Below are 12,063 nucleotides of genomic sequence, written 5' to 3'. Positions count from 1 at the left end.
TCCTCAGCGACGACGCAGCAACAGGCCCAGCAGCAGGCCGACACCGGCGACAATCGCCACTGTAGCCAAGGGTTTTTGCTTGGCAAAGTCGCCAACGGTGTCCAGCGCATCACCGTAGGTTTGCTGCAATTGGCCAGCAGCCTGGCGGGCCACACCTTCGGCCTGGAGACGTTCGTCACCGGTCAGATCACCCAGAAAACCTTGAGCCTTGCCGGCCACTTTCTCGACGGCGCCTTTGACTTGTTCGCTTTTCATGATGGATTCCTTAAAGGGCATGACATCTCGACAGCACAGGACCCAAAGCCCTGTGCCCACTCTTCAAGGTTAAGCAGTGCATCCCCGCGCAATAAGGCGAATTTGCACCGGTCGCACTAGTGCATTTGCACTCTATTTCGGCTTTTTAACCCGCAATTCACCGGCAAACAGCCCGCGCTCACGGGCCCAGACGATGGCTGCACTACGGCTATGTACCCCCAGTTTGGAGTACACCGTGGCCACATGGTTACGCACGGTGTTGGGCGCCAGTTTCAGGCGCGAGGCGATTTCCTTGTCGGCCAGGCCTTCGCAAATCAAGCCCAGTACATCGCGCTCTCGGGCGGTCAGGTCGGTAAAGGAAATGTTCGGTACATTGGGGCTGTTGACGCTCTTGGCGTTGGCCAGCTTTTCAATCAGCGTCTGGCTGAACCATGAGGCGTCCTGCATCACTTCCTCGATAGCGGCCACCAGTTCCAGCTCGGAGCGCTTGCGTTCGGTGATGTTCATCAGCACCAGCAAATAGCAGGGCACGTCCTGGATGCTGACGGTGTCGGCAGACAGCACGCAGTCGATCAGCTCATTGCCTTTCTTGCGAATCTTCAGGTCGAGGCCGTCGAGGTTGCCGGCTTTTTCCAGGGTGGTGAACAGTTGCGTGCAGGCCTGGGGGCTGTCGATAAAGTCGATGTCTTCGATGGATTTGCCGATCAGTTCTTCACTGGTATAGCCGGTGATGGTCATAAAGGCTTCGTTGATATCCACCACCTGGCGGTTGGCGGCGTTGCACACCAGGGTCGGCACCGGCGTCAGGCGGAACGACTTGGCGAAACGTTCCTCGCTCTGGCGCAGGGCGGTTTCGGCTTTACGGCGGGGCTCCAGGTCAGTGAAGGAAAACAGCATGCAGTCTTCCTCATTCATGTCCAGCGGTTGGCCGGCCACGATCACCAGTTTGCTGCCGCCTTCGGGCAGTTTCAGTTCGGCTTGCATCTGCGGAATGGTCGCGCCTTCGCCCAGGCGCTTGACAGCGAGGTCCTTGTTTTCGGCCTGTTCCAGCACGTCCAGCTCATACACCGAGTGGCCGATCACCTGGTCGCGGTTATAGCCGGTCATCTCCAGAAAGCCCTGGTTGACCTTGATATAGCGCAGGTCGCTCAAGCGGCAAATCACCGCCGGTGCCGGGTTGGCATTGAAGGTTTTTTCGAAGCGCTGTTCGGCGCTGGCCCATTCGGTGGCGTCGCTCAGGATCAACACCAGCAACTCCGGTTCGCCCGACGCGTCGTCGAGCACCAGGCTGCGCAGGCGATGCACCCAGACTTTTTCCTCGTCGCCGGTGGGGGTGACTTCCACCACCACATCGCTGAACTCTTCACCGTCTGCCACCCGGCTCAGGGGGTAATTCTCCAGCACCAGCGGGTGGTTGTTGCGATACCGCAAGGCAAAGCGCGCGGCGTATTCCTTGGTGTTGGCACCCAGGTCTTCGACTTTATCCACGCCATGCATCAGCAGCGCGGCTTCATTCGCCCAGAGGATGGTCTGGTCGGCCTCGGCGAGGATCACCCCATCGGACAAGCCGGAGATGATCTGCTGCAGTTGGCGGCGGTTGGTTTCTTTGGCGAGGACGGCCTGGCTCATGGTTTCTCCTGGGGTAAGTCGCATGGGAAGTACGACACCTGAGGCTCAGGATAGTGCAGAGAAAGTGCCCGGCGCGGGGTGCGAATGCACCAGTGCGCCTAGTGCAATTGTGCCGAGACCGCAGGGTAGGTGCCTCGCCAAACTGGTCACCTACCCACTGTTCAAAGGATTTAACATGACCACTGTCTATGAAACCAACCGTTCGCTGTTTCGCGTCTCCTGGGGCTCGGTATTGGCCGGTAGTGCAATTGCCCTGGTGACCTACCTGGTGTTGAGCGTACTCGGTACCGCGATTGGTGCCAGTGCAGTCAACCCGATGGCAGCCGGTAACCCGCTGAGCGGTTTTGGTACAGGTGCCGGGATCTGGTTGTTTGTCTCGACGCTGTTGGCCATCGGTGCCGGTGCATTCGTGGCCGGGCGTACCGCACCGGATCGCGGCGGCCTGCATGGCGTGCTGAGCTGGACCATCACCACTTTGCTGACCACCTGGCTGCTCGCCGCGCTGGCCACCAGCGTTGTCGGTGCCGCGGGTAACGTCGTCGGTAAAGGGTTGTCGGCGGCCGGTAGCGGTATCGCCGCCGTGGCGCCGGGCATCAGCGACAGCGTCAAGCAGCAACTGAATGAGCAGGGCATCAAGCTGGATTGGAACAGCCTGCAAGGCCAACTCGACACATTGCTCAAGCAGAGCGGCAAGCCTGAACTGGACCCTGCCAACGTCGAGCAAAAAGCCGATCAGGCAGCTGCGGATGGCAAGCAATCGGCCAACGATGCGGCGACCAACCCAGCCCAGGCCGGTGATGAATTGAAGCAGTGGTTCGAGCGGGTCAAGGCTTCCGGTGAGCCCGCGTTGAATGCAGCAGACAAGCAGGCGTTGGTTAACATCGTCGCCGCCCGTACCGGCAAGAGCCAGGCTGAAGCGACCCAGATCGTCGACAACTATGCCCAGGCCTACCAGCAGGCCGTGCAGAAGGTTGACGAGCTGAAGCAACAGGCTGAGCAGAAAGCCCGCGAAGCCGGTGAAGTGGCGGCCAAGCAACTGTCCCGCGCAGCGTGGAGCACCTTGTTGATGTTGCTGCTGGGTGCGGCGTTGAGCTTTGGTGTAGGTCGCCTGGCGATTTCCACCCGTCGTGTGCCTTTGGCATAACCCTTTTTAGCGGCAGGGATGCCGCTTTCCCTTGGCACCAAACATGCTAGTGTCAGCACTCCAACACCCACTGGCAGTGCCTGGCGATGCGCGACATCTACAGCGTCTTCAACTCCAACGGCGCCTATGAAACCGGGGCCCACGCCCATGATGAGTTCATGCTGATGGTGCCCGAGCACGGTCTGTTGCGTTTCAAGGATGAAGAAAGTGGGCGCGCCACCTCGGTGATCGACCGCCAGTTCGTACTGGTGCCGCCGCAATCCAGCCATTCCTCTTCGTCACTCACCGCCAGCCAGGGCCACGTGGCGTTCTACGTCGACCCCGACTACATGCACTACGCCTTGCGGGATCTCTCCGGTGACGCCAACCGCTTGCTGCGCGTGCCCACCCTGGGCATCTGGCAAACCTCCGCGCCGTTGCACCATCTGCTACTCGCAAAAAAAGCCTTCAGCCAACCCGACCTGTACATCGACCGCCGCCGCCAGGTAGCCCAGGCCGATCATTTGCTGCTGCTCGAATGCCTGGCGATTTCCCTCAGCCAGCCGAGCCTGCAACGCTCATCCACCGAGCGCCATGGGGCCATGCTGGTGCGCGACGTGAAGGCTTACGTGGAGGGCAATCTCGAACGTGCGCCGGGGCTGGATGAGATCGCCGAGACGTTTCACATGTCCCGCCGTCACCTGACCCGGCTGTTCGCGTTGCACACCGGCGAGACGGTGCTGGTTTATGTCCAGCGCCTGCGCCTGGAACGGGCGCAGACCTTGTTGCGGCACACGCGCATGTCGGTGCTGGAGATCGCCAATAACGTCGGCTATGAATCACCTTCACACCTGGCCCATGTGTTTCGTCGGGTGCTGGGTGTGTCGCCGGATGAGTGGCGCCGCGGCTGATACCGCTTCAACCTTTTTTTGATGTCCCAATCCCGCGCATGATCCGGCCCGATCCCGTGCGCCGCAAATCTGTCATCCGTTCATCCTCACCCCGTCAACAACAAACAAGTCCGGCCTACCGGACGAGGAGGGGCGGTGAGTGCAAAACCCTTTATCAGCTTCGCAGGGGTGCAAAAAAGCTTCAAAGTCGAGGGCCGCCAGTTTGTGGCCGTGCGCAACGTAACGCTTGAGGTCCAGCGGGGCGAAATCATCACGCTGGTGGGCCCTTCGGGTTGCGGCAAGTCCACCTTGCTCAACATGACCGCCGGGCTGTTCGGCCCTACCGAAGGCCAGGTGCATTACGACGGTGCCGAGGTTAAAGGCGTCAACACTCGGGTCGGTTACATGACACAGGCCGACCACTTGTTACCGTGGCGCACCGTGGCGGGTAACATCGCCGTGCCGCTGCAAATCCGCCGTATGCCCAAGGCCCGGATCGATGCCCGTGTCGAGGAACTGATGGCGTTGGTAGGCCTCACCGGTTTTGGCGAAAGCTATCCCAATCAGCTTTCCGGCGGTATGCGCAAACGCGCGGCTATGGCGCGCTTGATGGCCAGCGACCCGGAAACCCTGTTGATGGACGAACCCTTCGGCGCCCTTGATGCGCAGATGCGCCTGACCCTGCAAACCGAACTCTTGCGGCTGTGCCGCCAGCTCAACAAGACCGTGCTGTTTGTCACCCACGACGTCGACGAAGCCATCGCGCTGGCGGACCGCTGCGTGGTGTTCGCCGGTCGCCCAGGCACCATCGACCATGTGCTCGACATTCCCCTGAGCGGCGAACGCAACCTCGTGCAATTGCGCTCCGATCCGCGCTACGTCGAACTCTGCGCTGCGCTCTGGAAACGCCTCGCGCCCGACATGGCCGGTGCTGCTGATCCCGCTTCATTGGCTCACTCGCTGGAGGTCGTATGATCCAGATCTATCGCTTGTTGTTCCTGGTCTTCCTGCTGCTGTTCTGGGAATGTGTATCCCGCTGGTTCGGCGTCGAATTCTTCATTAGCCGCCCCTCGGCGGTGGCGCAGAGTTTGTGGAAGATCCTCATGAACGGGGTGTTCTTCTACCACGCCGGCATCACCACCCTGGAAGCCGTGCTGGGGTTCTTCTTCGGTTCCCTCGCAGGCTTGATCGCGGGCTTGGTACTGGGCCGCGCCAAGCTACTGGCGGATATCCTCGACCCGTTCCTGACCGCGTTCTACAGCCTGCCAAAAGTCGCATTGGCACCGCTGTTCATTCTCTGGTTCGGTATCGGTTTGCCGATGAAAGTCATCCTGACGGCGGCGGTGGTGTTCTTCCTGGTGTTCCTCAATACCTACAGCGGCGTGCGCAACGTGTCCCGCGAGCAACTGACCATCCTGCGGCTGATGGGCGCAAAGGAGCGCGACCTGTTGACCATGGTGGTCATCCCGTCCGCTTTCACCTGGGTATTCACCGGCCTGCGCCTGTCGGTGCCCTATGCGCTGATCGGCGCGCTGGTGGGCGAGATCATCGCCGCCAACCGTGGCCTGGGTTACCTGCTTTCGGATGCGGCCTCGCAGTTCGACACCGCCGGCGTATTTGCCGCGCTGGTGGGGATCATCATCCTGGCGCTGATTCTGAACACAGCGGTGAAGCTGGCCGAGCGCAAGTTGATGCCTTGGAAGGCCAACGAAGCGGAACGTGAAGTTGCGGTTTAATCCCAATTCTTGTGGAGCTTGATCATGTTCAAAACACTGTTCATCGCCAGCGTTTTACTCGCTTCATGCCTGCCCGCCGCGCAGGCCCGGGACCTGACCAAAGTCACCCTGGCGTTCCCCAGCGAAGGCTTCCTCTATGTGCCGATCTACGTCGCGCAGAAGCAAGGCTACTTCGCCGATGAAGGCCTGAATGTGGACGTCATCGTATTCCAGAAAGGCGGCTCGGCAGCACTCACCGCGGTGCTGGGGCGAGATGCGGATGCGTACGTCGGCCTGCCCGCCGTCGCGGTGCGCGCCCGCACCAAAGGCCAAAATGTCCAGGCATTCGCCGCCGTGCAAACCCAGTTCGGCAGCACCGTGGTGATTGACGGTGCCTCGGCGCAAAAGGCCGGCGTGTCGGCCACCTCGTCCCTGGCCGCCCGCGCTCAGGCCCTTAAAGGTTTGAAGATCGGCGTCACCGGCCCCGGCAGCACCACTGACATGCTGGTGCGCTACCTGGCCAAGGACGCGGGGCTCAACCCGGACAAAGACTTCACTATCATGCCCATCGGCGGCGCGCCGAACATGCTCGCGGCGTTTTCCCAGGGCAGCATCAACGGCTTCTCGCTGTCGCCACCCACCATCACCACCGCCGAGAAGCAGGGCGGCTTTGTGTTGATGGACCTGGCCAAGGGCGAATACAAACCCCTGGACGGCTTCCTCTTCACTGCGATGATTGCCCGTGAAGACTGGCTGGCCAACAACAAGGTCACCGCCGAAAAAATGGTCCGCGCCCTGTGGCGTGCCGAGCACCTGATCGCCAGCGACCCGGACAAGGCCCGCGAATCGGTGCGCCCGTATTTCGCCAACACCGACGCCGCCATCTTCAACGCCGCCTGGGCCGCCTCACTGCCGTCCTACCCGGCCACCCCACGGATCGAGAAGGACGGCGTGGAGAAGAACATCCGCTTCATGAACGCTGTGGAGAGCGACCCGGTCGAACTCGACCCGCAGCAGGTCTACACCAACTCCATCGTCGACGCCGTGGCGCCGACTGTTTCCACCCTTCAGGGAGAGGCGAAATGACGCCCGAGGTTCATCTGGTCAATGTTTTCCCCGCCACCGCGCGTGGCGGCAACCCGGCACCCACCGTGGCCGTGGCCGATGGCATGAGCGATGCCGACATGCAGCAAGTGGCCCGCGACTACGGCCATGAATGTGGCTTTGTGTTCGCCGCGCCGGTTGGCAGTGAGTTCGATTTTGCCTTGCGGTTCTGGGTGCCCAACCACGAGATGGAAATGTGCGGGCACGCCACCGTAGGCGCAGTTTGGTTGCTGGATCGGCTGGGCATGCTGCACAAGGATCGCCTGGCTTTGTGGACCTTGAGCGGCCGGGTTGAAGCGCAAGTGACCGCCGCCGGCACGTCGGATATCCAGGTGGAAATCAGCCAGCCCAAAGGCCAGGTCGAGGCGTTGAACGATGCCGAAGTCGAGGCCGAGATACTGTCGGTGCTCGGCATCACCTCCAACGAACTGGCGCCGCTGCCGATCCAGAACGCGTGCACCAGCCGGGTGAAAACCCTCATCGCGCTGAAAAGCGTGGCGGTACTGGACAGCCTGAAACCGGATTACCGGCGGATGCAGCAACTGTGCGAGCGAATCGGCTCCACCGGTTTGTACCCCTATGCGCCATCGGATCTGGAAGGCCGACAGTTTGATGCGCGGCAGTTTCCCAAGTCCTCGGGTTACCCGGAAGACGCCGCCACCGGCATCGCCGCTGCCGCGTTGGCGTTTGGCTTGTTGGAGAATGGCCTGGTGACGGCAGATGATCGCCCGGTGCACATCCGCCAGGGCCGGGCCATGGGCCGACCTTCGCAAATCTCCCTGCGGTTTCGCCGGGATGAAGCGGGGCAGGTGCAAGGTTGCTGGCTGGGTGGGCATGTGGAATTTGTCGAGGAGCCGGCATGAACGTGCGTGAAAAGCTCAAATCACTGGGGCTGGAGTTACCCGAGGCGCCGAGCCCCAAGGGGGACTACGTGCCAGTGACGATTCATGGAGGCGTGGCGTATGTCAGCGGGCAGGTTTGTCGGCAGGGTGACAGCGTGATTACCGGGCCGGTGACGGACCAGACCTCTACGGAGTTGGTCAACGAAGCAGGGCAGACATGTGTGCTGCGGGCCTTGAGCGTGCTGGACCAGGTTGTAGGGCTGGAGAATGTCGAGCGCATCCTGTTCGTTCGCGGGTTTGTGTTTGGTGGGGAAGGTTTCCAGGGCTTCTCCAAGGTTGTCGACGGCGCGTCGCAACTGTTGATTGAGCTGTTTGGCGAGCACGGCCGGCATGCGCGTTCGGCGGTGGGAGTGGCGGGATTACCCAGCAACGGCCTGCTGGAACTGGAACTGACGGCGGTCGTCACCCAAACCTGACCTGCCTGAACCACCCACCAAAATGTGGCGAGGGAGCTTGCTCCCGCTGGGCTGCGCAGCAGCCCCAAAACCGATGATCGCAGTGCCTCGGGCATAGCGCGTCAACCGGTCCGGGAGCAAGCTCCCTCGCCACAGGATTCGTGTTGCTTTCACCTCTGCAGGAACCCCGGCGAACGAGTAAACTGCCCGCCTTTTATTCTCACGACGAGACGGTGAGCTTTTGAACGCAGGAAAAACCGCAGGGCTGTTGCTGCTCACCGCCTTATTGGCGGGATGCGGCACCTCGCCACCCCGCACCCCCAACGACATCTGCGGCATCTTCCGCGAAAAGGACGACTGGTACGACGCGGCCAAAGTCACCCAGGCACGCTGGGGCGTACCGATCCAAGTGCCGTTCGCGATCATGTATCAAGAGTCCGGCTTCCGCCAGGACGCCAAGACCCCGCGCAAATACCTGTTATGGATCATCCCCTGGGGCCGCGTGTCCACCGCCTCCGGCTACGCCCAGGCCAAGGATGAAGTGTGGAGCGACTACCAGAAAAGCACCGGCCGTACGGGCGCCAGTCGCGAGGACTTTGACGACGCCATCGATTTTGTCGGCTGGTACATGGACAAGACCTACACCATCAACGGCGTGTACAAATACGATGCCTACGGCCAATACCTGAACTACCACGAAGGCTGGGGCGGGTATCGTCAGCGCACCTATGCGAGCAAAGCCTGGCTGATGCCGGTGGCGGGCAAGGTGCAGGCGCGTTCGCAGATGTATGCGGCGCAATATGCGGGCTGCAAAAATGATCTGGGGCGGGGGTTCTGGAGTCGGTTTTGGCATTGGCTGTGATGTTGGATAACGAGAGAGCATGATGAACAACGAACTGGAAATCACCGACATCCGCCTCGGTGACGGCAAAACCGTGGTCAAAGGCGCCCTGATCACCACGCAATACACCGGCACCCTCGAAGACGGCACGGTGTTCGATTCTTCATGGGAGCGGGGCAAGCCGTTTCAATGCGTGATCGGTACCGGTCGCGTGATCAAAGGCTGGGACCAGGGGCTGATGGGCATGAAAGTCGGCGGCATTCGCACGTTGTTTGTGCCGGCGCACCTGGCCTACGGCGAGCGCTCGATGGGCGCGCATATCACGCCCAACAGTAATCTGCGCTTTGAAATTGAGTTGTTGGAAGTACTGACACGCGACGATTGAGAAGGGATGAACATGGATGTTGTTGACACGATGGCCCTGCCGCGCAGTTCGATAGCGGGCATCCGGGTGGTTGAACTGACGGTTGAGGATGAGGCCGAGCTGCAGCGCTTTTTCGAAGCAGCCCCGGAATATTTTCTCGCGGTCAACGGTGAGCCAGCCACACCCACGGAGGCTCGGGATGAGTTGACCCTTCAACTGCCCGACACCTGGAGCTACACGCGGATGTATTGGATTGGCTATCGCAATGCCAAAGGGCAGTTGGTTGCGGTGGTGAATGTGGCGTCTGACCTGCTGGCGGTTGGGGTGTGGCATATCGGGTTGCTGTTGGTGGCCACGCCGTTGCATGGCACCGGGTTTGCGCGGCAGTTGCATGCTGATTTCCAGGATTGGGTAGTCGGCCTGGGCGCACGCTGGTTGCGGCTGACGGTGGTGGTTGGGAACGTCAAGGCCGAGCGGTTCTGGCCCCGGCTTGGGTATGTTCAGGTGCGGACTCGGGATGGCATCGAGATGGGGCGGCAGGTGAATCGGGTTTCCATTCAGGTGAAGGCGTTGGCGGGTGGGGCGATCAATGAGTATTTGGCGCTGGTGGAGCGTGATCGACCGTCCTTTGCGTAGCAGCTGTCGAGCCTGGGCGAGGCTGCGTTCGGCGCGACTCGGTGCAGTGCCTGGCTCGATGACCGCAGCGCGGCCGACGCAGCCTCGCCCAGGTTCGACAGCTGCTACGGGGGTGGAGGCGCTTACCTGAACCCTCCCTGAAGAATATTCCTAACTCCATCGGGTAAGATTTCCTACGGTTTACTCTCCTTAAATCGGAGCGTAAGCTTTGCGCGTTTTCATCAATAGCGGAGACCCTCAGTGGGTACTTGTTCGAGTGACAGTCGTCGGCCGGTCTCGATAACCGGCACATACTTGGCAAGGTAACGCGCATTTTTCCGATGCCGTTGTCTCGCCCAGAAGCGAGAAGCGGCATCCCGGTAGCGGCCAGTCCTGGCCCGATCCCGATTTCCCTCTCATCGACGCTGACCCGTACGTGATGCCTTGCATCGCGGTACTACGGACGCGCCTGTCGTTTGCGACGGGCGGGCCTGTCCTGTCGTGCCCGTGACCCAATCACGGCCCAGGATGGTCGTACCTGCCCGAAGGTTTCCTCGCCTAAGTTTGGCTGGCAATAAACAGGGAAGACTGACTATGCAAGCAATCAACAACATCAACCTCAACTCGCTGGTCGACACACTGGTCAGCCTCACCGCGGCCTTTATCCTTGGAGGGCTGATCGGCTTCGAACGTCAGTACCGCCAGCGCACGGCGGGGTTGCGTACCAACGTCTTGGTGGCGGTGGGCGCGGCGATTTTCGTCGACATGGCCAACCGTCTGGGCGGCGCCGAAGGGGCGGTGCGGGTCGTGGCCTATGTGGTCTCGGGCATCGGTTTTCTCGGTGCTGGCGTGATCATGCGTGAAGAGGGCAACGTGCGCGGGTTGAATACCGCAGCCACCCTTTGGGCATCGGCGGCGGTGGGCGCTTGTGCCGGTGCCGACCTGATCCTCGAAGCGTTGCTGGGTACGCTGTTTGTGCTGGCGGCCAACACGTTGCTGCGGCCGATCGTCAATAACATCAACCGCCAGCCATTGGACGTGGTGTCGGCCGAGGTGACCAACATTCTCTATGTGGTGGCCCGTCGTACCCAGCAAAAAGCAGTACTGGCCTTGCTCGAAGCCGAACTTGCACGCTGCAACTACCCGGCCAGCGATGTGGACGTGCGCCCCTTTGGTCCTGAAGAGGTGGAAATCGAGGCGACGCTGGCCGTGACCTCGGTGGACGGTGACGAACTGGACGCCCTGGTGGCGCGCATTTCCACCTCGACCCTGGTGGTACAGGCGTTCTGGAGCCCGAGTACCACCGACTAGACGACCTCGGCTCCCCGGAACCCCACTGTTTACTATGCTTCTAGCGAGGAAAAGTCCTACATGCGACTGGGACTATCCCTTCAGGTGACGCGTCATTCCATTGGTAAGGTTGCGCGCTTGCGACTAGCCAGGCACGCAGGTGCGGCCACCCATGGCTATGCGCTGTTCAAATGGAGGGACCCGACTGCTTCTTGTAGGAATGTTCAGAGCCGCTCGTCGGAACTGTCATTTCTCACAGGTAGATAGGTCCCGTGTGATGTGCAACGGTACTGAATCCTCCCAGGGGAGCCTTATGAGCAAAGCTTTAATAGTGGATGACCACCCATTTATCCGCGCAACCGTCCGGTATCTGTTGAAGCAGGAAGGCTTCGACACGATCTTCGAGGCCGGTAACGGTGCCGATGCGATGCAGATCGCCCGGGAAGAACGCCCCGAACTGATCATCCTCGACCTGGCGATGCCGAAGTTGGGTGGCCTGGAGGTGATCAGCCGGATCAAGGCACTGGGCTTGCCTTGCAAGATCCTGGTGCTGACGTCCTATCTGGCGGTGTTCTTTTCTACCCGCTGCATGCGCGCCGGCGCGATGGGTTTTGTTGCCAAGACCGGCGAGTTGGATGAACTGCAAAAAGCCATCAAGGCGGTGATGTCCAACTACAGCTGCTTTCCCAGCCTGCCTACCAGCTCGGTGCGCCGGGACGATTTGCAGTCCACCGAACAGGACCTCGTGGCAGAGCTTTCCGACCGTGAGTTGACCGTGCTGCAGAAGTTGGCGCTGGGGCTTGGCAACAAGGACATAGCCGAGGACATGTTGCTCAGCCACAAGACCATCAGTACCTACAAAACCCGTCTGAAGGAGAAGCTGCGCATGTCATCGGTGGTGCATTTGTCCAAATTCGCCCAGCGCAATCATCTGATCTGA

General features: G+C 60.8%; 14 protein-coding genes. 12 read left to right on the top strand and 2 right to left on the bottom strand.

Translation table 11 applies throughout. The features are described 5' to 3' along the window. Window positions 1–3 precede the first annotated feature (3 nt). Together BLU46_RS02940 and BLU46_RS02935 are read right to left on the bottom strand one after the other, a co-directional pair. The gene (locus tag BLU46_RS02940; RefSeq protein ID WP_003211583.1) at window positions 4–255 is read right to left on the bottom strand and encodes a CsbD family protein; all 252 of its coding nucleotides are present in this window, start codon (window positions 253–255) and stop codon (window positions 4–6) included. A 132-nt stretch (window positions 256–387) separates the two neighbouring features. Further along, entirely contained in the window at window positions 388–1,884 is a 1,497-nt protein-coding gene (locus tag BLU46_RS02935; RefSeq protein ID WP_003211582.1) for a PAS domain S-box protein, read from the bottom strand. A 175-nt stretch (window positions 1,885–2,059) separates the two neighbouring features. Here BLU46_RS02935 and BLU46_RS02930 point away from each other — a divergent pair, with 175 nt between their 5' ends. The 12 genes from BLU46_RS02930 to BLU46_RS02875 all read left to right on the top strand — a co-directional run bounded on the left by BLU46_RS02930 (window position 2,060) and on the right by BLU46_RS02875 (window position 12,063). Continuing rightward, complete coding sequence (locus BLU46_RS02930; protein ID WP_093198378.1) at window positions 2,060–3,028, top strand: hypothetical protein; 969 nt, start codon at window positions 2,060–2,062, stop codon at window positions 3,026–3,028. Window positions 3,029–3,114: 86 nt separating this feature from the next. After that, window positions 3,115–3,918, top strand: a complete 804-nt coding sequence (locus BLU46_RS02925; protein ID WP_093198375.1) for an AraC family transcriptional regulator — start codon at window positions 3,115–3,117, stop codon at window positions 3,916–3,918. A gap of 135 nt (window positions 3,919–4,053) precedes the next feature. Then, window positions 4,054–4,872, top strand: coding sequence for an ABC transporter ATP-binding protein (locus tag BLU46_RS02920; RefSeq protein WP_063031207.1), 819 nt, complete (start codon window positions 4,054–4,056; stop codon window positions 4,870–4,872). Beyond that, window positions 4,869–5,633, top strand: coding sequence for an ABC transporter permease (locus BLU46_RS02915; protein ID WP_093198371.1), 765 nt, complete (start codon window positions 4,869–4,871; stop codon window positions 5,631–5,633). The genes BLU46_RS02920 and BLU46_RS02915 overlap by 4 nt, the downstream gene beginning before the upstream one ends. Before the next feature lie 24 nt (window positions 5,634–5,657). Continuing rightward, on the top strand, window positions 5,658–6,698 hold the full coding sequence (locus BLU46_RS02910; protein WP_093198366.1) for an ABC transporter substrate-binding protein: 1,041 nt from the start codon (window positions 5,658–5,660) through the stop codon (window positions 6,696–6,698). Next, on the top strand, window positions 6,695–7,579 hold the full coding sequence (locus BLU46_RS02905) for a PhzF family phenazine biosynthesis protein (protein WP_093198361.1): 885 nt from the start codon (window positions 6,695–6,697) through the stop codon (window positions 7,577–7,579). The genes BLU46_RS02910 and BLU46_RS02905 overlap by 4 nt, the downstream gene beginning before the upstream one ends. Next, window positions 7,576–8,034: a RidA family protein gene (locus tag BLU46_RS02900; protein ID WP_093198356.1), complete on the top strand. Its 459-nt coding sequence runs from the start codon at window positions 7,576–7,578 to the stop codon at window positions 8,032–8,034. The genes BLU46_RS02905 and BLU46_RS02900 overlap by 4 nt, the downstream gene beginning before the upstream one ends. 220 nt (window positions 8,035–8,254) lie before the next feature. Continuing rightward, the gene (locus tag BLU46_RS02895) at window positions 8,255–8,875 is read left to right on the top strand and encodes a transglycosylase SLT domain-containing protein (protein ID WP_063031196.1); all 621 of its coding nucleotides are present in this window, start codon (window positions 8,255–8,257) and stop codon (window positions 8,873–8,875) included. Between the two features lie 22 nt (window positions 8,876–8,897). Beyond that, on the top strand, window positions 8,898–9,239 hold the full coding sequence (locus BLU46_RS02890) for an FKBP-type peptidyl-prolyl cis-trans isomerase (protein WP_167410185.1): 342 nt from the start codon (window positions 8,898–8,900) through the stop codon (window positions 9,237–9,239). Between the two features lie 12 nt (window positions 9,240–9,251). Continuing rightward, window positions 9,252–9,854: a GNAT family N-acetyltransferase gene (locus BLU46_RS02885; RefSeq protein WP_063034002.1), complete on the top strand. Its 603-nt coding sequence runs from the start codon at window positions 9,252–9,254 to the stop codon at window positions 9,852–9,854. Window positions 9,855–10,427: 573 nt separating this feature from the next. Beyond that, on the top strand, window positions 10,428–11,144 hold the full coding sequence (locus tag BLU46_RS02880) for an MgtC/SapB family protein (RefSeq protein WP_010172203.1): 717 nt from the start codon (window positions 10,428–10,430) through the stop codon (window positions 11,142–11,144). A gap of 292 nt (window positions 11,145–11,436) precedes the next feature. Continuing rightward, window positions 11,437–12,063, top strand: coding sequence for a response regulator transcription factor (locus tag BLU46_RS02875; RefSeq protein ID WP_063031192.1), 627 nt, complete (start codon window positions 11,437–11,439; stop codon window positions 12,061–12,063).

Source organism: Pseudomonas yamanorum (assembly GCF_900105735.1).
In the GTDB taxonomy this organism is placed as follows: domain Bacteria; phylum Pseudomonadota; class Gammaproteobacteria; order Pseudomonadales; family Pseudomonadaceae; genus Aquipseudomonas; species Aquipseudomonas yamanorum.
This window is presented reverse-complemented; position numbering and strand designations above follow the sequence as displayed.